Source organism: Collimonas sp. (genome assembly GCF_035566555.1).
Taxonomy (GTDB): Bacteria; Pseudomonadota; Gammaproteobacteria; order Burkholderiales; family Burkholderiaceae_D; genus Collimonas.
The window spans coordinates 1-20,931 of sequence record NZ_DATMRB010000043.1 but is presented as its reverse complement, the minus strand read 5'-3'; the positions used below and the strand labels follow the sequence as shown (position 1 = coordinate 20,931).

The following is a 20,931-nucleotide window of genomic DNA, read 5'->3' as shown; positions in this document are numbered from 1 at the left end:
CTTATCGGCGCCGCCTGCTGCGCCGCAGCGATTTCCACCTTTAGCGCAGCGCCTGGCTGCCGCGCAAGACTGAATGGAATTCTGTAAAGTGTGGCATCAGCTTTTCCCCAACGTTCCAGGAGCCCGATATGAGTCAAGCCAGCGAAGCACGTCCGCCGTTTCCTCCTTTCACCCGCGAAACCGCCATCCAGAAAGTAAGGATGGCGGAAGACGGCTGGAACAGCCGCGATCCGCAGCGGGTGTCGCTGGCGTATACCGTCGACACCATCTGGCGCAACCGCGCCGAATTTCCCGAAGGACGCGAGCAGATCGTACAATTCCTGACCCGCAAATGGGAGCGCGAGCTGGATTACCGCCTGATCAAGGAGCTCTGGGCTTTCGACGGCAACCGGATTGCGGTGCGCTTTGCCTACGAATGCCATGACGCCGCCGGCAACTGGTTCCGCTCCTACGGCAACGAGAATTGGGAGTTCGATGAACACGGCCTGATGCACCGCCGCTATGCCAGCATCAACGACTTGCCGATCAAGGAGTCGGAACGCAAGTATCACTGGCCGTTGGGGCGCCGTCCGGACGATCATCCTGGTTTGAGCGAGCTCGGCCTGTAGCGCCTGGCGGCCTGGCGCTACGTTGTTAGTGCGATCTCCGGTATTCCCGGTAGATCAGGGACAGCGCTATCGGCAGCGTTGTGGCGTTGCCGAAATTGACCAGGTCGTCGGTGCGCGGATACGCCGTGGGGTAGGCGCGCAGCATGTTGAGATGGGTGAGGTCGAAGTTGCCGGATTGCTCCATGGCGCGCATCGCTTCGCTTTCGATCTGGTGCATCAGCGACCAGGTCAAGTCCGCGCCGGCGCTGCGGTGGCCGAGCACGATGCGGGCGATGGTCGTCTTCAATCCCTCTGTAATGGCGTCAAGTTCCGATCTTCTGACCACTTGCATAAGACTCTCCCCTGTACAAAATTAACTGTATATACGTACAGTATAATTCAAAACAAGAAGACGCTTGTTGCGTAAATACATATTCTCATTGGATATTTTTGGTGTGTAAACAAACACTATGTACACACATGTATTTACATTTTTTCAGGAGATGTCTATTCTGTATTCATTGTATTTTCCTCAAGCGCTGTTTGACATGCACACGACCAAGGTCTTCAAGAACGGTAATTCCCAGGCGATCCGGATTCCGGCCGAACTGGCCTACGAGCGTACCGACATCGAGTTTCAGATCGAACGGGTCGGCGACGAGTTGCGGATTCGCCCGGCAGGCCGCCCCCTGACCGGCGTGCTGCAGAAATTCGCCAGTTTCGGCGTCGGCTTCATGGCTGGGGGGCGCGGCGGACAAGAACAGGATGAGCGCGAGATTCTCTGATGGCGCGTTACATGCTCGACACCAATATGTGCATCTACCTGATGAAAAACCAGCCGCGGCAAGTGGCTGAGCGCTTTGCCGCGTGTCTTGTCGGCGATGTCGTGATGTCGGCGATCACCTATGCGGAACTGGAATATGGCGTCACAGCGTCGGCCCATCCCGTCCGCGAGCGGCAGCACCTGGCTGCGCTGACCGAAGACATCCCGGTAGCGCCCTTCGACAGCGCCGCGGCCAGCGCCTATGGTCCGATCCGCGAGGCGACGCGCGAGCGCAGGAAAGACCATCTCGACAAACTGATCGCAGCGCATGCGCTAGCGCTGGATGTGGTGCTGGTGACTAATAACGAACGGGATTTCGCCGTCTATCCGGGCGTGAGAATCGAGAACTGGATCGGGACCGGCAGCAGCTGACGCTGTTTTGACTTGGACCGGAATCGGCGCGCACGCCAAAAAGACATACCCGGCATACAATAGCTTCCTCACCATTAGCCAGGATGCTTTTCGCCATGTCAGACATTCACGCCACCAATCCGCTATTGCAAGACTGGAATACCCCTTACGGCTTGCCGCCCTTCGATCTGATCAAGGCGGAACATTTCGTCCCCGCTTTTGAAATCGCATTGCCGGCCCACCTGGCCGAGATCGATGCCATCGCCGCACAAACGGCGGCTCCCACTTTTGCCAACACGCTGGCTGCTTTCGATGAATCTGGCCGTCTTAACAGCCGCATCAGCCTGCTGTTCGAAAACCTGACCGCGAGCGAAACCTCGCAGGCCCTGCAGGCTGCCGAGGTTGCGCTGGCGCCTAAACTGGCGGGGCACAAGAATGCAATTTACCTGCATGCCGGCCTGTTTGCGCGTATCGACGCCTTGTACGCCGAGCGCGCCCGCCTGGACCTGGATCCGGTGCAGCTGCGCTTGCTGGAGCGGGTGCACCTGGATTTCGTGCGCGCCGGCGCCAACCTGCCGCCGCAATCACGTGCACGCTACAGTGCCGTGACGGAAAGGCTGGCGGCGCTGAGCACGCAGTTCACGCAAAACGTCCTGGCCGATGAATCCAGTTTTGCGCTGGCGCTGGAAGACGAGGCTGCACTGGCCGGTCTGCCGCCTTTCCTGCGCGCTTCGGCCGCAGCGGCGGCGCAGCAGCGCGGCCTGCCGCCGGGCAGCCATGTGGTGACGCTGTCGCCGTCGCTGGCCGAGCCGTTCATGACCTTCTCCGACCGCCGCGACTTGCGTGAAGCGGTATGGCGCGGCCGCGTCGCCCGCGGCGCCCACGCCGGCAGTCACGACAATCGCCCGGTGGCCGCCGAAATCATGGCCTTGCGCCAGGAGCAGGCGCAATTGCACGGCTACGCCACCTATGCCGATTACCAGCTGATCGACCGCATGGCCGGCAAGCCGGAGGCAGTGTCCGCCTTGCTGGGCAAGGTATGGGAACCGGCCAAGGCCAAGGCTGAAGAGGACCGCGTCGCCCTGACCGAGATGGCGCGCAGCCTCGCTCAGCCGACGCCGATTGCGGCCTGGGACTGGCGCTACCTGGCCGAGAAAGTGCGGCAGGCGCGCTACGACCTGGACGACGCCGAACTGAAACCCTACTTCGCGCTGGACAATATGATCGGCGCCATGTTCGACTGCGCCCGGCGCCTGTTCGGCATCAGCTTTGTCGAGCAGCACGGCGTTGCCCTGCATCATCCGGACGCCCGCCTGTGGGAAGTGCGCAGCCGCGAGAATGCCTTGATCGGCCTGTTCATCGGCGATAATTTTGCCCGCGCCAGCAAGCGCAGCGGCGCCTGGATGCATATCTTCCGCAGCCAGTCCGGCCATGCCGGCGGCACCCTGCCTATCGTCATCAACAATAACAATTTCGCCAAGGCCGATACTGCGCTGCTGAGTTTCGACGATGTGCGCACCCTGTTCCATGAATTCGGCCACGGCTTGCACGGCCTGCTGTCGCAGGTGAAGTACGAGCGCCTGGCCGGCACCCAGGTATTGCAGGATTATGTCGAGCTGCCGTCGCAGATTTTCGAGAACTGGGCGGAAGAGGAAGCGGTGCTCAAGCAGCATGCGCGGCATTACCAGACGGGCGAGGCGATTCCGTCAGCGCTGCTGGAAAAGCTCAAGCGCGCGCGCCAGTTCGACCAGGCCTGGGCCACCATCATGTATGCCGGTCCGGCGCTGATCGACATGGCGCTGCATTCGCTGCCGAACGGCAGCGCGGTCGACCTGGATGCATTCGAAGCACAGCAATGCGCGGCGCTGGGCATCCCGCAGGATATCGGCCAGCGCCATTACCTGAGCCATTTCCAGCATCTGTTCGCGGGTTCCGACTACGCCGCCGGCTACTATGTCTACATGTGGGCCGAAGTGCTGGATGCCGACGCCTACAATGCCTTCATCGAAGCCGGCGATCCATTCCAGCCGGCGATTGCCGAACGCTTGCAAAAGCATATCTACAGCTCCGGCAACAAACAGGATCCGGCGCTGGCGTTCCGCGCCTTCCGCGGCCGCGATCCGAAGGTCGAACCGATGCTGGCCAAGCGCGGCTTGATCTAAGCGCCGTAGGGTGGGCACCTGTGCCCACGCGGTAAGTAACTCAATCGATGAGTGAATTCAGCGTGGGCAGGAAATCTGCCCACGCTACGGTTATTTTTTGCCGCCGAAAGGCGATGCAAACACTGCTGCCGCATTTACGGAAGCACCCTGACCCAAGGCGTCGTTGAGGACTTTGGCCAGACGCACGCCGGCACGGCTCAACTGCAAGGCCACCACGCTGGTGGCGTTGCTGACATAGCTGGCCGGCAGCTTGTATTTGCCGCTGGCGTCGGGCGTCGGCAGCTTGCCGTAGGCGTCGGTGCGGGCCAGGCCGAATGCTTCCAGCGACCAGTCGCGCGGCGTCTGCTGCTGCCATTGCGCGATCTGGGCCTTGGTGATCTTGGCGATCAGGGCCGACGCCACCTTGTTCTGGTCGGTGCCCAGCTTGTTCACGAATGCCGTATCCCAGTAGGCGTGCAGCTTGCCGGCGGCGATGCCGGTGGCGGACACGGTTTCATCGTTGCCGCCGCGGTCGTTGGAATCGCTGGAGTGCAGCGGCTGGTGCATGTCGCCGACGAAGTGCAGCAGGAACTGCAGCGCCAGCAGGCGTTCCGCCGGATCGGTATCCGGATTGCTCAATTCAAGCGTGAACTGGTCAACCTTGTCGACCACGCAGTCCTGCGCCACGCCGCCCGAAGCCGGGGTGTTGGCCGGCAGGCTCGGATGGCCGAAGCAGGCGGCGTCGATGTCGCCGTCGCTGATTTCGGTATCGACAAAATGCCAGGCGGCGGTTTCGCGATGCGAATTACGGTATTTATCGGCCCAGGTGGCCTCCGAGGCAATATCGCCAGCGGTCAGGCCTGTGCTGTCATTGGCCAGGATGGCGTTGACCTGGGCGCGGACATTGTCGCTCAGGTAGTTGTTGGCGATCAGGCCGACCACCATATGGCCTTCATCGCCCCAGGCCTGGGCGTTCTGGCTGGCCAGTATCAAAGGCGCGGCGCATGCCACGCCGCTGACGAACGTGAGGAATAGCTGACGGTTCAATTTCATGGAGACTCCATTCGGGAAAGAAGAGAAGGTTTTTTTACAACACTCTTTGCCGCCCGAATATATGCCGCATTTATGACCGCAGCATGTCATTACAGTGCTGCCTGCCAGCACTGACAGGTAGTCAGCGGGCTGTATGAATTCTGCTCATGCAAACTTGAGAGTTTGTCGCTTGACGCAGCCGGTCCCAGGCGAGAAACTGGACAATCAGCGCCATCGTCCGAGCCTTAGTTCCAAGCCGGCGCGCTTCTTCAGGTAGCTCCCTCATGACTCAACGCCAGAAACTCGTCCTGCCGGGCGGCCACAATAAACTGCTCTTGCATTCCTGCTGCGCGCCATGCTCGGGCGAGGTGATGGAAGCCTTGCTTGCCAGCGAAATCGATTTTTCCATCTATTTCTACAATCCGAATATCCATCCGCAGCGCGAGTACGAGCTGCGCAAGAACGAAAACATCCGCTTCGCCGAACAGCACGGCGTGCCGTTCGTCGACGCCGACTACGACCTGGACAACTGGTTTGCGCGCGCCCAGGGCATGGAACATGAGCCGGAACGCGGCAAACGCTGCACCATGTGTTTCGACATGCGCTTTGAGCGCAGCGCGCTGTACGCGCATGAGCACGGCTTTCCGGTGATCAGCAGTTCGCTGGGAATTTCGCGCTGGAAGAACATGGAACAGATCAACGATTGCGGCGCCCGCGCGGCGGCGCATTATCCCGGCATCACCTATTGGGATTACAACTGGCGCAAGCAGGGCGGTTCGGCGCGCATGATCGAGATCTCCAAGCGCGAGAATTTCTACCAGCAGGAATATTGCGGCTGCGTCTACTCGCTGCGCGACAGCAACCGCTGGCGCAAGGACCAGGGGCGCGAGCGCATCAAGATTTGCGAGAAATATTACGGCCAGCCGGAGGAACAGAAATGACGGCCAAAGACACTACTGAGCGCCACTGGCTTGCGACCAGCGTCCCGGTCCAGCCCCAGGCCGATCTGCTGGCCAGCATGGAACAGCAGCTGGCCGAATTCATGCGCACCGTGGCGCAGGATGAAGAAACCGCGCCGCCGCATCTGATGAGCGGCCATCATGCCTGCCCATGCTGCAGCGAGCGCGGGGAATAGCGCCGTTGCGTTAAGGACACCGGCACGGTACTAAGGCCAGGCCAGCGGAAACCGGACTTCCACCAGCAAGCCCAGCTCACCGTCGGCTGCAAGCAGCCGTATCTTTCCGCTATGCTGGAGCACCACCGATCTGGCAATCGCCAGCCCCAGTCCGCTGCCGCTCTGGGTCTGGTCGGGATTGCGGAAGAAACGGTCGAACACGCGCTCGCGCAGAGCCGGGGCGATTCCCGGACCTTCGTCCGCCACGCTCAATATCACCTCGTCTTGCTCACGGCGCAGGCCAACCGTCACGACCCCGCCCGCCGGACTGTACTTGATGGCATTCTCGACCAGATTGTCGATCAGCGACATCAGGCTTTCCCGGCGCCCGAAGATAAAGCACTCATCGTCAGAGTTCAATTCCAGTTCGATATGCTGGGAGTTGGCCAGCGTCGACAGTATCGCCAGCCGGTCTTGCACCAGCACGTCCAGCGCCAGTGGTTCCATGGAGATGCTGGCAGTGGCGTCGCTGCGCACCAGCAGCAGCAGCTGGCTGACCAGCCGGGTGGCGCGGTTGCTGCTGCTCAGGATGCCGGCCAGCAGCTGCTGTTGCTGGCTGTCGCCGGCCTGGCTTTGCAAGGCTTCCGCATTGACCCGCATGGCCGCCAGCGGGGTCCGCAGTTCATGGGCGGCGTCAGCGATGAAGTTGCGTTCGCGCGCCACGTTGTCGCTGATGCGCTGCAACAGGCCGTTGATACGGTCCACCATCGAACTCAGTTCCAGGTGCTTCGGCCTGAAGCTTAGCGGCGCCAGATTGTGCGGGCCGCGCGCCGCTACCTCGCGCGCGATGCGGCTCCACGGACGCAGCGCCACGCGTATCGACAGCCAGGCCGGCAGCAGCAGGAACGGCAGGCTGATCAGCAAGGGCAGGGAATAATAGCCGCGTGAATTCATGTCGATCAGCATGTCCATGGCGTCGGCCGGAACGATGATGGTGACGCGCGTATCCGAATGCGGCGACTGTAGAGTGCGGGCGCGCCAGCGCACGCCATTGGCGTAGATGGTTTCCGCATCGTCGAGACGGCTGTTGTGAATGCCTTGCGGAATATCCTCGGACTGGTAGATCAGCCTTTCTCCCTGCCTTACCCGGATGCTGGGCGACAGTTTCGGCGTATCGCCGCCCACGCCGTAACCTTCGCGTACCGCCAGGTCGATCATGTGCAGCACCTTGAACTGGCGCTCCGGATCGCCGGCCAGGTTGTCGGCGACGCCCAGGATCGCCTCATAGGTGCGGTCGAGATTGATCGGGCCGGGGGCCCGGCTGGTCTCGAACATGGCGTAGCCGATGAACAGGCTCCACAGCACCGTCAGCAGCAGCATCTGCGCCAGCAGCAGACGCCGCACCAGGGTCGGCCGCAGCAGCCAGTTCCATCCGTGCAACATCATTTGTGCGGGCTGCGGGCCGGCGCCTGCAGGTCGATCACGAAGCCGACGCCGCGCACGGTGCGGATGTAGCCGTCGCCTATCTTGCGGCGCAGATTCGCCATGTGCACGTCCAGGGTATTGCTGGCGTTGCCCTGGCCGCCGGGCAGCGCCAGCTCTTCCAGGATGCGGCGCGTCACCACCCGGTCGGCGCGGATCAGCAGGGTGCTGAGCAAGGCGTATTCGCTGGCGGTCAGCTCCACCGGCCGCTCCTGCACGGTCACGCGGCGGGTCGGCGCATGCAGCGACAGGCCGCGCAAGTCCAGGGTATCGCCGTCGAAGCCGTAACTGCGGCGGGCCAGGGCCCTGACGCGAGACAACAGCTCGACCAGCACGAAAGGCTTGACCAGGTAATCGTCGGCGCCGGTGTCGAGGCCGAGCAGGCGGTCGTTGATGGCGTCGCGGGCGCTCAGGATAATCACCGGCAAGCCGTTCTTCTCGCGCCGCAAGCGCGTCAGCAGGCTCAGGCCGTCGCCGTCCGGCAGGCCCAGATCCAGCAGCACCAGGTCGCAAGTGTCGGATTCCAGGGCGCGCTGCGCATCCGCCAACTGGCGTACCCAGACCACGTCCATGCCTTGGTCGGAGAGGGCAATGCGGACGCCGTTGCCGAGGTCCAGGTCATCTTCAATCAACAGTATTTTCATAATTTGCTATTTAAGCATCTTAATGTGAAGAAAAGCTGAAGAACACAGTTTGCGAGGAAGGCGTCTTCAGCAAACGTTCATGAACGGCTCATGTTTTCTTCATATCGCTCACGGATACTGCTGAATTGACCATTCTCGTATGGCTGCGGAGCGCGCCATATCATCCGACCAGGAAGCCGACCATGAAGAAACGCTATATCAAGCCCGCCCGTTCCCGCAATTTCTATGTCATTACGAATACTCTTTTGTCGATAGCCGTGCTGCTGGCGCTGCTGGCCGTCGGCCTGCTGGCGGCCAAGAGCGCCCATGCCGATGAAGCCAAGTCCGGCGCCAATGCCGCAGCGGCCGAAAACACATTCATCATAGGCGCCGGCGCAGCCTTTGGTCCACGCTATTCCGGTTCCAGCCAGAACATGACCGGACCGCTCCTGCTGCTCGACTATTCCACGTCCAGCGGCTTTTTCGCCAGCACCATGCGCGGTCTCGGCTATGGCAGCACGATCGGCGCCTTCAACTATAGCGCAGCCTTGGGCTATCGCGGCGGACGCGAAGAGAAGGATGAGAGCGATTTCGGCTTCAGCAGCGGCAGCACGCGCCTGCGCGGCATGGGCACCATCAAGGGTTCGGCCAGCGCCATCCTGAGCCTGGGCTACGCCCCGCTCGAGTGGCTGAACCTGAGCGTCACGGCCGATCTCGCGCTTTCGCAAAGAAACAACGGCAATGCCTTCCATTTCGGCGTTTCCAGCCCGTTCTACTCGGGCGCCAGCGATAAGCTGTCGCTGGCGGCGACGGCCAGCGTCGGCGACAGCAAATACATGCAGACCTATTACGGCGTGACCGGCCTGCAGCATCAGAATTCCGGCTACCGCGCTTTCAAGCCGAAGATCGGTCTGTATGAAGTGAACGCCAGCCTGAGCTGGGAACATCGCTTCGACGCCAAATGGGCGCTGCAGACCATGGTGGGCGCGACGCGCTTGCAGGGCGACGCCGCCAAGAGTCCTCTGGCCAGCCGCAGGCTGGCGCCGAATGCCGCCATCTACCTTACCTACACTTATTGAGGCCGCATTGAACTTAGCCAACGATGGAAAGCATATGGACAGCGCGAACTTGATCCTGATTACCGGCGCCACCGGATTCCTGGGCGGCGCCACCGTAGTGCAAGCCATCAAGGCCGGACTGACGCCGCGCTTGCTGCTGCTGGTGCGTGCACAGGACCCAGCGCAAGGGATGGACCGCTTGCAGGCTCAGTTGAAGCGGCTCGGCGCCGGCGACTGCGAGCTGGCCCAGCTGCGCCTGTCGCAAGTGCTGTGCGGCGACTTGTCGGCGCTTGACGGCATCGCCGCCGATGCGCGTCTGCAGCGCGTGTCGACCGTGATTCATTGCGCCGCCCTGGCCACTTTCGCCAACCATCCAGCGCTGGAAACCACCAATGTCGACGGCACGCTGGCGCTGGCGGCAATGATGCAAGGCCGTCCCGGCTTGCGGCGTTTCCTGTACATCGGCACCGCCATGGCTTGCGGCAGCCATTCGGCCAGCGACCACAGCATTCCGGAAATCGCCAATCTGTCTCTGGCGCAGGAAGACCACCTGGTGCCGTACACCCGCTCCAAGGCGGTCGGCGAGCGCCTGCTGCGGCAACGCTTTCCGCAACTGCCGCTGGTGGTGCTGAGGCCCTCGATCGTGGTCGGCCACACGACGCTGGGCTGCACACCCTCGCAAAGCATTTTCTGGGTTTTCATGGCCTGGCAGAAGCTGGGCGCGCTGACGGCTGCGATGCATGACAGGATCGACGTGGTGCCGGTCGACTGGTGCGCCGGCGCGATCCTGCATCTGGCCCTCAAGGACAAGCTGGCGCAGCCGGTATACCATCTGTCGGCCGGGACCCAGTCTAGCCGCTCGTTCCGCCAGATCGACAGCGCGCTGGCCGCCGTCGGCATGGGCAACGTCTGTGGCCGCGATTACGAACAGATCGAGGTCGGGAAAATAGACCAGCTGCTGCCGCGCATCAAGATCCGCATCCCGGACTGCAGCCCACGGTTGCTGATGCGGGCATTAAAGCTGTACGGCGAGTTCGCCAGGCTCAACTATGTGTTCTGCAACAAGAACCTGCTGGCCGAAGGTGTACCGAGCGCGCCGCCATTCACCGACTATATCGGCCTGTGCGCAGTCAGCACCAGGCATATCCCCATCGGCGAGCAAATGAAATGGGATTTCAAGTAAGCGGGATCGGATCCTAAGATCCGCTGAACCAGTTGTAACCCTGGTCTTCCCAATAGCCGCCGGGATTTTCATTGGTGACGAAGAGCGCCGCTATGTGCTTGGGATTCTTGAAGCCCAGCTTGGTCGGCACCCGCAGTTTCAGCGGATAGCCGTATTCGGTGGGCAGCGGCTCCTGGCCGAAATCCAGCGCCAGTATGGTCTGCGGATGCAAGGCGGTCGCCATGTCGATGCTGGAGTAATAACGGTCGGCGCATTTGAAGCCGACATATTTTGCCGTGGTATCGGCGCCGATATGCGCCAGAAAAGTGCGCAACGGCACGCCGCTCCACTGGCCGATGGCGCTCCAGCCTTCGATGCAGATGTGGCGCGTGATCTGCGACGCCTGCGGCAAGGCGCGCAGCTGCGCCAGGTTCCAGCTGCGCTTGTCGCGCACCAGGCCGGAAACTTCCAGCTTGTAGGTATCGCCATCGATTTCCGGCGCCGAATCGGCGTCGTAGAAAGCGTTGAACGGAAATGGCTTGGTGATCATGCTGGCCGGATAAGTCGGCGCCAGATGATTGGGGCGGAACAGCATGCTCTGCACGCGGTCGTTCCAGCGCGACATCGCCCACAATACCTTGTCGACCTGGTCGCCATCCTGCAGGTTGCAGCCGGATAGCAGCGACAGCGCGCCCAGCGACAGGCCGGAGCGCAGGAACAGGCGGCGTTGCAGCTGCACCAGCTCCGGTTGCAGTTCGCTGTTTTTCGGTGGTTTTTCTTTCTTTTCGCTCATGCTTGCTGCTCCTGCTTTGGCGGTTTCTTGCCGGCGTGGCGCGGCGCCCGCCCTGTCAGCATCGGCAATAGCGTGCTCGGCACGATCAGCACCAGCGCCAGGTGCACCGCGACGAAGGCGACAATGCCGGCCATTGCCACAAAGTGCACGCGGCGCGCTACGTCGTAGCCGCCGAACAGGTCGACCAGGCCATCCAGCTGCACCGGTTTCCAGATCGACAGGCCGGACGCCACCACCAGCACGCCAAGCAGCAGCACGGCGATATACATCAGGCGCTGCACGGCGTTATAGATGCCGGGCTGATGCGCCAGCTTGAAAGTCAGGGCATTTTTTACGTCGCGCAATAGATCGCGTGCGCGCAGCGGCAGGAAGTGGCGGCGGAAATGGCCAGCCAGCAGGCCGTAGCCCAGATAGATCAGGCCATTCGCCACCAGCAGCCACATCGCCGCCAGATGCCAGGCGATCGCGCCGCCCAGCCAGCCGCCCAAGGTGGCCCAGCGCGGGAAGTCGAAGCCGAACAGCGGCGAGGCGTTATAGATGGCCCAGCCGCTCATCACCATGCAGACGATGGCGAAGGCGTTGATCCAGTGAGCCACCCGTACCAGCAAGGGATGAATGATGGGGCGGGTTTGGCCGGCAGTCGTCATGGGGATACCTTGTCAAGAATGATTGCGGGCAGCCAGGCCGCCCGCAAAGCCGCATTACATCGGCGGTACTACGCCATTGACGCCAACCGTGGCGCGGCCAACGACGTCGCTGCCATCGGCAGCCTTGCTGACAAAAAATACGCCATGCGCGCCCGCCACCAGCAGGCTGCGGTCACCCTTGTTGAGGCTGACGATAGGAACATCGGCCGGCACCACGATCTTCTTTTCGCCATCCGGATACTTGACCGTGATGGTGCGGCCGCTGGTCACCACCACGTCGCCGACGGTGCCGTTGGTCATGCTGCTCTTCTTGCCCAGGTCCCAGGCGTAATGGCCTTCACCGACCTTCATGCCGGCCGGGAAGACGTGCACTTCCAGCGCCTTCAGGCTGCCGTCGGGCAGCGGCACGGCGGCGCTGCCGATGAAGCTGTCGGACTTGATGTCGGTGATGGCGGCATGGCTGACCGAAAACAGCATCAGGTCCGGCGCCAGCTTCAGGGTCAGTTTCTTGCCGGCCTTGGTGCTGACTTCCAGATTGTCAGCGTTGACTTTTTCAATCGTGGCGCGCACCCGCACCGGTGCTGCCGGGGCGGCAGTCTGGGCGATGGCGACGCTGCCATAGGCGAGGAGGGTCGATGCGGCCAGGGCCGGCACGAGCCGGCGCAAGAGTTGTGCAGTTGTCATGGGATCAGTCTCGGTGGTTGCTGGGAAGTCCAGTCTAGGTGGGCCGGAGTGTCTTATCGGTGACATATGAATGACAATATTGTCATTCTTCTCGGTAAGCGAATTGATAGAATAGGCCTAACTAAATCAAGGACATAGCATGGCTATCCTCGTCATCGAAGACGACCCCAAGACCGGCGCCTACCTCAAGAAGGGGCTGCGTGAATCCGGCTATGCAGTCGATCTGATACGCAACGGCAGCGACGGCTTGCACATGGCGCTGGAAAATTCCTACGACCTGGTGGTGCTGGACGTCATGCTGCCCGGCACCGACGGCTGGAAGATCATGGGGGCGATCCGCGCCCGCCGCGACCTGCCGGTCATCTTCCTGACGGCGCGCGACCATGTCAACGACCGCATACGCGGGCTGGAGCTGGGCGCCGACGATTACCTGGTCAAGCCGTTTTCGTTTACCGAACTGCTGCTGCGCATCCGTACCCTGCTGCGCCGCGGCGTGGTGCGCGAAGCGCATGAGCTGGATTTTTTCCAGGTGGCCGACCTGCAGCTCGACCTGCTGCGCCGCAGGGTGACGCGCCAGGGCATCGACATCGTCCTCACCAACAAGGAGTTCCTGCTGCTGCACCTGCTGGTCAAGCGCCAGGATGAAGCCTTGTCGCGCACCGTCATCGCTTCCGAAGTGTGGGACATGAATTTCGATAGCGACACCAACGTGGTCGATGTCGCCATCAAGCGCCTGCGCGCCAAGATCGACAACCCCTTCGAGCACAAGCTGATCCACACGGTGCGCAGCATCGGCTACATGTTTTCGGAAAATCCATGAAACTCTGGCGCAGCCTTTCGCTGACCGCGCGCGTCACTTTCCTGTTTGCGCTGATTGCCTGCGCCATCGTCACCAGTCTCGGCATGTACCTGTATTCGTCGACACGGCAGGCGCTGGAAACCCGCGCCGATTATTCGCTGATCGGCAGGGTGGAACATTTCCGCACGCTGCTGCACGATCTCTACAATGTCAAGCAGATGGAAGACCGGCCGGCGCTATTTGAAACCATGCTGGGCAGCGAGCAGGATGTGCTGATGTTCAGCTACCCGGGCCAGGCGCCGTTCTTGCGGGTCAATCCCGACAACATGGCGCCGCCGGCGATGAAGCCGGTCGGCCTCAAGCAGCCGCTGACGCTGGCCACGCTGCAGGCGGGCGAGCGTGCCGATGGCGTGCGCGTGCGCTGGATCTCGACCGAGGCCGAGGTGGGCGGCGACGGCAGCAAGGTCGTGATTGTGGGCGCCCATGTGATGACGCAGGAATCGCATATTCTTGCCGCCTACTACTGGCAGGTGATCGCTGCGGCAGCGGTATCGGTGCTGCTGACGGCGCTGCTCGGCTTCCTGGTGCTCAAGCGCGGCTTCCGGCCGCTAAGTGCAATGGCCGAGCGCGCCGCCGAAGTCAGCCCGACCAATATCGCGATCCGCTTGCGTGAAGAAGATGCGCCGCAGGAGCTGCGGCTGCTGGCGGCCTCCTTCAACGCCATGCTGGACCGGCTGTCCTATGGCTACGAACATCTGTCGCAATTTTCCGCCGACCTCGCGCACGAGATCCGCACGCCGATCGGCGCCATGATGGGGCAGACCCAGGTCACTCTCAACAAGGTGCGTAATGCCGGCGAATACCAGCAGGTGCTGGAATCCAACCTGGAAGAGCTGCAGCGCCTGAGCCGCATCGTGGAAAACATCCTGTTCCTGGCGCATGCCGACCACGCCGGCCTCTCGGTCGAGAAAACGTCGCTGGCGCTGGCCGATGAGCTGCACAAGATCGCCGAGTATTTTGAAGGCGTGGCTGAAGAGCGCGGCATCAGGCTGCTGGTGGAGGCCAGCGGCGAGCTGGAAGCCAGCCCGGTCATGTGGCGCCGCGCCGTCAGCAACCTGGTGGTGAACGCGGTGCGCTATGCGCTGCCGGGCAGCACCGTGCTGTTAAGCGGCAAGCCGCGGGAGCAGGGCATCTGCGTCGAAGTGGAAAACCAGGGGGATCCGATCTCACAGGAACAACTGGATCGCCTGTTCGACCGCTTCTACCGCGGCGACAAGTCGCGCAGCGAATTCACGGAATCGAATGGCCTGGGGCTGGCGATCGTACGCGCCATCATGCTGGTGCACGGCGGCAGCGCCGAGGTCGCCTGTTCAGCGGCAGGCTTGATCCGCTTCAGCCTGTATTTCCCGCAACAGCTGCCGGAACGGCTAGAAGAAATGAGAGCGCGAGCCTGATACAGCAGCTCGCGCTGATATTGCAGCCGGGTAGGGTGGGCGGGGTTTTTTGCCCACGCGGCGGCGCAATGCAACTGCGTGGGCACAGGTGCCCACCCTACGTTCTAACTCAGGACACTAGGATCAATTAGCGCAGGCGCGCCATCTCCAGCGCCATGCTCAGCTTGCCGAAGCGGGCGGTGATGTCTTCGAAAGCTTTTTGCTTTTGCGCCGTGCTCAGCTTGGTATCGTACATGTTATTGCGCAGCAGGCCGAACATGGTGAGATCGGCGATCGGCTTCAACTGGGCGTCGGTGGAATGCTGGAAACCCGACAGGTCGAGGATTTTTTGCAGCACGTCTGGCTGGCTGGCCGGATTCTTCGGTTTGCCATAGGTGACAAAAAACTCTTCGATGCGCGCCTTGCTGGCGGCCGGCAAATCCTTGCGGTACAGCAGCGGATCGTTAGGAATCAGCGGCGACGACCAGATCACGCGCAGCTTGCTGAGCTGCTCCGGCGATTCCTTCTTCAGGCGGTCCAGCTCCTCGGTATTGTTGGTGGCGACATCGACCTGGCCGTTGATCACAGCCTGCAGGTTCTTCTTGTGGTTGCCGACCACGATGCTCTTGAACAGCCGTTCCGGTTCCACCTTGTTCTTGGCGAAGGCGTAGTAGGCGGGCACCAGGTAGCCCGAAGTCGAACTCTTGTCGCCATCGTAGAAGCTGTACACGCCCTTGTTGGCCAGGATGTCCTCGAACGACTTGATCGGGCTTTTGGCAGGGGTGATCAGCACCGAATTGTAGCCGTGCGAACCGTCTTGCTTGACCATCTGCGCAAACACCGTCGACTGGTTGTCTTCCACCGCTTCCAGCGCGATCTTGCTACTCAGCCAGGCTACCTGGATGGTATTGGTTTTCAGGCCGTTCAGGATGTCGTTGTAGTTGGTCGACACCACCGTGCGCACTTCCATCTTGGTGTACCTGGCGAAGTCGTCGATTACCGGCTGCCAGCGCTTTTGCGTGTCTTCGGCGGTGGTGGTGGCGATCAGGCCGATGGTGATCTTGCGCGGATTGTCGTCATCCTTGGCGACTGCGCGCGGCACGACGCAGTACATGGCGATGGAGCTCAGCAAGAGCGCGGTTTTCAGTAATTTCTTCATTGTTGCCTATCTGACTATTTCAAGGTGATGGAAAACATGTAGCAGCGGCCGCGCTGGGCGGCCGCATAAATTCATGCGAGGGATATGCGCCGGTTCCCGTGCAGGAACCGGCTGGCCGGTCGCGGACCGGCGCTAGAAACGGGATCAGCCCAGCAGCGCTTCGCCGCTCTTGCCGTACTTGATGCTGGCTTCCGACGGCATCCAGTTGCCGGTCTGCTCGTTGCGGCCTTGCAGCAGGAAACGCGGCGACTTGGCCGGGATCTGCTCGGCGGCCAGTTTCGACAGGTCGCCGATCTTGCCCTTCTTCATGCGGTTGACGATCATGCCCAGCTGGGTGTCGGCGAAATCGCGCAGCATGTCGTAGTCGCCATCGCTGTCGCCGGCCACGAAGATCGGACCGTAGCCCTTGCTCGCCACCAGCTCCTGCTTGATTACCTCGGTCTTGCCAGGGCCCCAGTTGAGCGGCCAGCCAGCTTTGTACTGGTTGACGAAGACGCCGTTGGCGCTTTCCAGGCGCAGGCCCAGCACGTGTTCACGCTTGACGTTGTAGCCGTACTTCGGCGTGGTGGCGAACACCGCCACCACGTCTTCCAATGAAGCCGAGCTGACGTAGACATCGATGCCGCTCTGCTGCAAGGCATCCATCAAGGTGGCGATCTCGGTGCACAGGCGGATGCCGTGGAAATGCGTAGTGCTGACAACACCGGCTTTGCCTGGCTGCGCCGCCGGGCTGGTGTACTTGGTCTTGACCAGGCCCAGGCCGAGATTGTGGTCGTTGGACGCCTCCGCCAGTTTTCGCACTTCCGCCACCGACATGTTGGTGAAGAAGTAGATCACCCATGGGTAGCCGACGTTGACGCCGTAGGTCTCGTTGACTGCTTCATACAGGTAGTACAGCTTGGCGCGGAAATCCTGGAACTGCGCGCTTTCGCGGATCTCTTCCAGTTTCTTGTCGCCCTTGAACTTGTCGCTGTTTTCGTACAGGTACTGATAGTCGCTGTCGATGTCGCTGCAGATCGCTTCCAGCTCGACGCTCTGGCCGGCGGCGTTCTTGAAGTCGGCGGCAAACGGGCCGGCCGGTACATTCTGGCGGATGATGGCGGCCATTTCCTGCGGCGTCAGCTTGAAGGAGAGGGTGTTGATCTGATACATCAGCAACGCTTCTTCGGTGTCGTTCATGATGCTGGTGTTGTCCCAGTCGAACACTGCGTAAGGACGGCGCTTGGGATTGTAATCGGCGCTGCTGTTGCCGTTGCGCGCGATCAGGGCTTGCAGCTGCTGGTGGTTGCGTTCGCCCCATTTGGCACGGTCCAGTTTCAGGCCGGCGGATTTGGCTTCCTTCGCCAGCAGTTGCGCCGGCGCCAGCGCGACGGCGGCCACTCCTGCTACCAGGCCGCCGGTGAGCAATGCGCGGCGCTTTTGCAAAATGGCTGTGTCTTCCGGTTTTTTTACGTTTTTCATGATTGCGGCCTCCCTGTGCCAGTCGAAATGCATGTTCAAATTATTGCCCGTTGGCATCTTGTGCTTGCCAATTGGACAGCCGATTACACTAGCATATTTCCATTTAGAAACGTAGCTGAATGGCACACAAATCCCAAAAGAAACGTGCTTAAGCTTATGAGCAAGAGCCGTGCCGAGCTCTGCCGCTGCGGCGATTTTCAGCTATGCTCATGGTTCCGCCGGGCAATGCATGTGCCGCGGCCAGACCTTTGCGAGGTGCTGCTGATGAAGTCGTGGGGAAATCCGGAGCTAAGCTGCTTGCTGCCCTGCCGTTGTGGCGCGGCCTGTCTTTCATTTGCGGCGGCAAGCCATGGCGGCTGACGACAGCGTTGTCAGCGACGTAGTGATCGTCGGCGCCGGCCCGGCCGGTTCGCACCTGGCTTATCTGCTGGCGCAGCAGGGGCTGCAGGTGACTATCATCGACAAGCAGGCATTCCCGCGCGCCAAGGTGTGCGGCGGCGGTTTGTCGCGCAAAGCCATGGACCTGCTTGGCTTTGAACTCGGCGCCGCCATGCATCAGCCGATAGTCGGCGCCATTCTTACGTACGGCAACCGCGACGCCGTGCTCAAGGAAATGCAGCCGATGGCAGCTTGCACCGTGGTGCGCAGCGAATTCGACCAGATGCTGCTGGACCGCGCTTGTGCCCAAGGCGTACGCTTCTGCCCCGAGACGGCGTTTGTCGACGCCACCGAATCCGCGGACGGCGTCAGCGTGACGACCAGCTGCGGGGTGCTGCGCAGCCGTTTGCTGCTGGCGGCAGACGGCGCCGCCAGCGCTGTGCGCAACCGCCTGTTTGGCAAGGACCTGGTGGCTTATGTACCGGCGCTGGAGGCCATGCTCTGGCCCGAGGAAGGAGCCCTGGAGCGCTTCGGCCAGCGCGCGCTGTTCGACTTCGACGGCATGCCGCACGGCTATGGCTGGATCTTCCCGAAGCGCGATCATTTCAATGTCGGTGTGTACTCACCTTTTGGCGGCACCGCCCTGCGCCAGCATCTGGAGCGCTTTACCGCGGCCTACGCCAGCCTGCGGCGGCCGCGTAAAGTCGAATACCAGGGCTATATCATCCCTTTGGCGAATCGTCGCCAGCTATTCCAGCGCGGCCGCGTGTGGCTGCTGGGCGATGCCGCCGGGCTGGCGGAAGCCTTGTTCGGCGAAGGGATTTATTTCGCTTTGAAAACCGCGACGCTGGCTGCCCGGGCGATCGCCGCGGATGGTTTGCGCGGCGATTCCATGGCCTACAGCCGGCTGTTGCAGCGCGAACTGCTGCCCGAGTTGCGCGCGGCAAGCTGGATGGCGCAGCTGGTCTACCGTTTTCCGAAACGGGCGTTTTCTCATCTGGTGCTGAACCAGCGCGTCAACCAGGATTTTGCCGGCCTGATCAGCGGCGAGATGGGTTACCGCGATTGCCTGCGCAAGACCTTGCTTGAGTTTCCGCGCTGGCTGATGCCGAGCACGGTGGCGGATGCGGCAAGGATTGATTCTTGCTAGTCCAAGTTGTTGTTACAGGCGTACCCGACACATCATTTCCCACACCAGCCCTATGGATAATTCAATGACCGCGCAACGCAAGACTTTACCCAATGCTTTAGCTAAAAAATCCGCTGCCTACGCTCCCGCGCTGCTGGCCCTGCCGTTGCTGGTCGGCGCAGTACTGGCTTGCGGCCACGTCTCGGCCGCAACGGCGGCTGCGGCCAAGGCTGCCGATACCCACGTCGATACCGATTCCATCATCAGCACCATCAGCGCATCGGAGCGCACGCGGCCGTTTCCGGTCGGCGAGAAGCTGGCTTATTTCGTCAATATCAAGGATGGCGACCAGGTGCGCTCGCCGTTCCGGGTGGCCTTCGCGGTTACCGGCATGGGCGTGTCGCCGGTGGCGGCAGGCGACATACACGACACCGGCCATCATCACATCCTGATCGATATGCCGATGCCGGCCGACATCAAGGCGCCGATCCCGTTCGACAAGCCGAACGAGTACCAGCACCAGCACTACAAGCATTTCGGCAACGGCGAAACCGAGACTCTGCTGGATCTGCCGGCCGGCAAGCACACGCTGCGGCTGCTGTTCGCCGACCATAACCACGTGCCTTACTATATTTCCAGCAAAGAGATTACGGTGACGGTGCTGGACAAGGCGCACTAAGAGCCGAAACCGGGCCTCAGAAACCCGGCAGCCGCATGCTTTCCGGATCGCCGACCTCGGCCCGTTCGTGGCCAAGCAGCCAGGCCTTGCGTTCCAGGCCGCCGGCAAATCCGGTCAGCTTGCCGTCGGCCCCCACCACCCGGTGGCAGGGGACGATGATGGCAATCGGGTTGGTGGCGTTGGCGCTGCCCACCGCGCGGGCGGCGCCGTTGTGCTCGCCCAGCTGCTGGGCAAGTTTGCCGTAGGTGGTCATGCGGGCCGGCGGGATCTGGCGCAAGGCGGTCCAGACCCGTTGCTGGAATTCCGTGCCGTTGGTGGCTACCGCAATATCCTTCAGCGCATCCAGCTGGCCGTTGAAATATCGTTGCAGAGCGGGCTCGGCAACGGACGGCGAACTTGCATCGCTCAGGGTGTAATGGCCGTAATGGGTCGTCAGCAAGCTGCGCATGCGCGGCTCATAGTCTTCAAAGTCCAGTGCACGCACGCGATCCTGGCTGTCGGTGACCAGCAGGATGACGCCAATGGGCGAGGCGACGCGGTGTAGGAATAGATTCATGGTGGTGCTCCCGTCAGATCAGATAGCTGTGCTTAGCTTATGACGACAGTTTACAGATACATAGCCTTCTGTGCACCCTGAGTCTTGCGGTCGAATTCGATTCCCGGCAAACCGCGAGCAGCGTGCGCTGCCGGCAGCATGCGGAATGGGCGGATAAAAATGGGGTGGAAACCGTTACGTCTTCCACCCCACCTTGTTTCCTTATTTTTTGAAGCGAGCTTCAGCCAGCTTGTCGGCCACGACGCTGGTCGGCAAGCCTTCCGAGTCGGCGCGCTTGAAGATTTCCGACAGCGTCACGCCGATTTCGCGCACATGCGCTTCGACATCGGCTTCCGGCTTTTCGTAGTACTCGTAGCAGACCTTGATGATGCCGCCGGCGTTGATTACGAAATCCGGGACGTACAGGATTTCCTTGCGGCGCAGCAGTTCGCCGACTTCCGCGGTCGCCAGCTGGTTGTTGGCGGCACCGGCGACGATCTTGGCCTTCAGGCGCGTCAGGGTAGCCGGGTTGAGCGTGGCGCCCAGTGCGCACGGCGCGTAGATGTCGGCTTGCACATCGTAGATGGCGTCGGTGGCCACCACTTCGGCGCCGAACTCGGCGCGCGCGCGTTCCAGCGCGGCCTGGTCGATGTCGGTGACGATCAGCTTGGCGCCGGCTTCATGCAGGCGGCGTGCATAGTCGTAGCCGACGTTGCCCAGGCCCTGTACCGCAACGGTCAGGCCTTGCAGCGAATCGCGGCCCAGGTAGTGCTTGACGGCCGCTTGCGCGCCGACGAAGCAGCCCAGCGCAGTGAAAGGCGACGGATCGCCGCTGGCGCCCAGGCCTGCAACATATTTTGT

At 61.7% G+C, this 20,931-nt stretch carries 23 protein-coding genes; 12 read left to right on the top strand and 11 right to left on the bottom strand.

All coding sequences use genetic code 11. The annotated features are described in order from the left end of the window. The first annotated feature begins 128 nt into the window (after positions 1-128). Positions 129-608 (top strand): nuclear transport factor 2 family protein, encoded by a 480-nt coding sequence (locus VNZ65_RS06570; RefSeq protein WP_325667263.1) that lies wholly within the window; start codon positions 129-131, stop codon positions 606-608. 25 nt (positions 609-633) lie between these two features. Here the strand turns inward: VNZ65_RS06570 and VNZ65_RS06565 are convergent, their stop codons facing one another. Continuing rightward, positions 634-939, bottom strand: coding sequence for a DUF2471 family protein (locus VNZ65_RS06565; protein ID WP_325667261.1), 306 nt, complete (start codon positions 937-939; stop codon positions 634-636). A 196-nt stretch (positions 940-1,135) separates the two neighbouring features. On the opposite strand from VNZ65_RS06565, the gene VNZ65_RS06560 reads away from it, so the two are divergent. From VNZ65_RS06560 to VNZ65_RS06550, 3 genes are all read left to right on the top strand, one after another. Beyond that, positions 1,136-1,372, top strand: coding sequence for a type II toxin-antitoxin system VapB family antitoxin (locus VNZ65_RS06560; RefSeq protein ID WP_325667259.1), 237 nt, complete (start codon positions 1,136-1,138; stop codon positions 1,370-1,372). Further along, complete coding sequence (locus tag VNZ65_RS06555; RefSeq protein ID WP_325667257.1) at positions 1,372-1,782, top strand: type II toxin-antitoxin system VapC family toxin; 411 nt, start codon at positions 1,372-1,374, stop codon at positions 1,780-1,782. The genes VNZ65_RS06560 and VNZ65_RS06555 overlap by 1 nt, the downstream gene beginning before the upstream one ends. Before the next feature lie 95 nt (positions 1,783-1,877). Beyond that, complete coding sequence (locus VNZ65_RS06550; RefSeq protein WP_325667255.1) at positions 1,878-3,923, top strand: M3 family metallopeptidase; 2,046 nt, start codon at positions 1,878-1,880, stop codon at positions 3,921-3,923. Positions 3,924-4,013: 90 nt separating this feature from the next. Here VNZ65_RS06550 and VNZ65_RS06545 read toward each other — a convergent pair whose 3' ends face one another. Beyond that, on the bottom strand, positions 4,014-4,955 hold the full coding sequence (locus VNZ65_RS06545) for a S1/P1 nuclease (protein WP_325667253.1): 942 nt from the start codon (positions 4,953-4,955) through the stop codon (positions 4,014-4,016). A gap of 263 nt (positions 4,956-5,218) precedes the next feature. Between VNZ65_RS06545 and VNZ65_RS06540 the strand changes: the two genes are divergently transcribed. Together VNZ65_RS06540 and VNZ65_RS06535 are read left to right on the top strand one after the other, a co-directional pair. Next, a complete protein-coding gene (locus VNZ65_RS06540; protein ID WP_325667251.1) occupies positions 5,219-5,875 on the top strand; it encodes an epoxyqueuosine reductase QueH in 657 nt (218 codons plus the stop codon). Continuing rightward, a complete protein-coding gene (locus tag VNZ65_RS06535) occupies positions 5,872-6,069 on the top strand; it encodes a hypothetical protein (protein WP_325667249.1) in 198 nt (65 codons plus the stop codon). Before VNZ65_RS06540 ends, VNZ65_RS06535 begins: the two co-directional genes overlap by 4 nt. 30 nt (positions 6,070-6,099) lie before the next feature. Here the strand turns inward: VNZ65_RS06535 and VNZ65_RS06530 are convergent, their stop codons facing one another. Both VNZ65_RS06530 and VNZ65_RS06525 read right to left on the bottom strand, forming a co-directional pair. Beyond that, positions 6,100-7,494, bottom strand: coding sequence for a sensor histidine kinase (locus tag VNZ65_RS06530; protein ID WP_325667247.1), 1,395 nt, complete (start codon positions 7,492-7,494; stop codon positions 6,100-6,102). Next, complete coding sequence (locus tag VNZ65_RS06525) at positions 7,491-8,174, bottom strand: response regulator (RefSeq protein ID WP_325667245.1); 684 nt, start codon at positions 8,172-8,174, stop codon at positions 7,491-7,493. Before VNZ65_RS06525 ends, VNZ65_RS06530 begins: the two co-directional genes overlap by 4 nt. 182 nt (positions 8,175-8,356) lie before the next feature. On the opposite strand from VNZ65_RS06525, the gene VNZ65_RS06520 reads away from it, so the two are divergent. Continuing rightward, positions 8,357-9,232, top strand: coding sequence for a MipA/OmpV family protein (locus VNZ65_RS06520; RefSeq protein ID WP_325667243.1), 876 nt, complete (start codon positions 8,357-8,359; stop codon positions 9,230-9,232). A gap of 34 nt (positions 9,233-9,266) precedes the next feature. Continuing rightward, positions 9,267-10,394, top strand: a complete 1,128-nt coding sequence (locus tag VNZ65_RS06515) for an SDR family oxidoreductase (RefSeq protein ID WP_325667241.1) — start codon at positions 9,267-9,269, stop codon at positions 10,392-10,394. Positions 10,395-10,407: 13 nt separating this feature from the next. Here VNZ65_RS06515 and VNZ65_RS06510 read toward each other — a convergent pair whose 3' ends face one another. The 3 genes from VNZ65_RS06510 to VNZ65_RS06500 are packed head-to-tail and all read right to left on the bottom strand — an operon-like array spanning position 10,408 to position 12,497. Further along, positions 10,408-11,166 carry a molybdopterin-dependent oxidoreductase gene (locus VNZ65_RS06510; RefSeq protein WP_325667239.1) on the bottom strand — a complete coding sequence of 253 codons (759 nt, stop codon included), beginning with the start codon at positions 11,164-11,166 and terminating at the stop codon, positions 10,408-10,410. Continuing rightward, entirely contained in the window at positions 11,163-11,813 is a 651-nt protein-coding gene (locus VNZ65_RS06505; RefSeq protein WP_325667237.1) for a cytochrome b/b6 domain-containing protein, read from the bottom strand. Before VNZ65_RS06505 ends, VNZ65_RS06510 begins: the two co-directional genes overlap by 4 nt. A gap of 54 nt (positions 11,814-11,867) precedes the next feature. Beyond that, positions 11,868-12,497 (bottom strand): hypothetical protein, encoded by a 630-nt coding sequence (locus VNZ65_RS06500; RefSeq protein WP_325667235.1) that lies wholly within the window; start codon positions 12,495-12,497, stop codon positions 11,868-11,870. 139 nt (positions 12,498-12,636) lie between these two features. Between VNZ65_RS06500 and VNZ65_RS06495 the strand changes: the two genes are divergently transcribed. Next, the gene (locus tag VNZ65_RS06495; protein WP_325667233.1) at positions 12,637-13,317 is read left to right on the top strand and encodes a heavy metal response regulator transcription factor; all 681 of its coding nucleotides are present in this window, start codon (positions 12,637-12,639) and stop codon (positions 13,315-13,317) included. Further along, positions 13,314-14,750: a heavy metal sensor histidine kinase gene (locus VNZ65_RS06490; RefSeq protein WP_325667232.1), complete on the top strand. Its 1,437-nt coding sequence runs from the start codon at positions 13,314-13,316 to the stop codon at positions 14,748-14,750. Before VNZ65_RS06495 ends, VNZ65_RS06490 begins: the two co-directional genes overlap by 4 nt. A gap of 127 nt (positions 14,751-14,877) precedes the next feature. Here the strand turns inward: VNZ65_RS06490 and phnD are convergent, their stop codons facing one another. Both phnD and VNZ65_RS06480 read right to left on the bottom strand, forming a co-directional pair. Then, complete coding sequence (gene phnD, locus VNZ65_RS06485; protein ID WP_325667230.1) at positions 14,878-15,888, bottom strand: phosphate/phosphite/phosphonate ABC transporter substrate-binding protein; 1,011 nt, start codon at positions 15,886-15,888, stop codon at positions 14,878-14,880. Between the two features lie 144 nt (positions 15,889-16,032). Beyond that, positions 16,033-17,349, bottom strand: coding sequence for an HAD family hydrolase (locus tag VNZ65_RS06480; protein WP_325667228.1), 1,317 nt, complete (start codon positions 17,347-17,349; stop codon positions 16,033-16,035). Positions 17,350-17,698: 349 nt separating this feature from the next. Here VNZ65_RS06480 and VNZ65_RS06475 point away from each other — a divergent pair, with 349 nt between their 5' ends. Both VNZ65_RS06475 and VNZ65_RS06470 read left to right on the top strand, forming a co-directional pair. Next, complete coding sequence (locus VNZ65_RS06475) at positions 17,699-18,877, top strand: geranylgeranyl reductase family protein (RefSeq protein ID WP_325667226.1); 1,179 nt, start codon at positions 17,699-17,701, stop codon at positions 18,875-18,877. Between the two features lie 64 nt (positions 18,878-18,941). Continuing rightward, positions 18,942-19,535, top strand: coding sequence for a DUF4399 domain-containing protein (locus VNZ65_RS06470; RefSeq protein WP_325667224.1), 594 nt, complete (start codon positions 18,942-18,944; stop codon positions 19,533-19,535). Between the two features lie 16 nt (positions 19,536-19,551). Here the strand turns inward: VNZ65_RS06470 and VNZ65_RS06465 are convergent, their stop codons facing one another. Continuing rightward, positions 19,552-20,091 carry a methylated-DNA--[protein]-cysteine S-methyltransferase gene (locus VNZ65_RS06465; protein ID WP_325667222.1) on the bottom strand — a complete coding sequence of 180 codons (540 nt, stop codon included), beginning with the start codon at positions 20,089-20,091 and terminating at the stop codon, positions 19,552-19,554. Between the two features lie 201 nt (positions 20,092-20,292). Further along, a partial coding sequence (locus VNZ65_RS06460; protein WP_325667220.1) for a Glu/Leu/Phe/Val dehydrogenase family protein occupies positions 20,293-20,931 on the bottom strand: 639 nt, incomplete at its 5' end.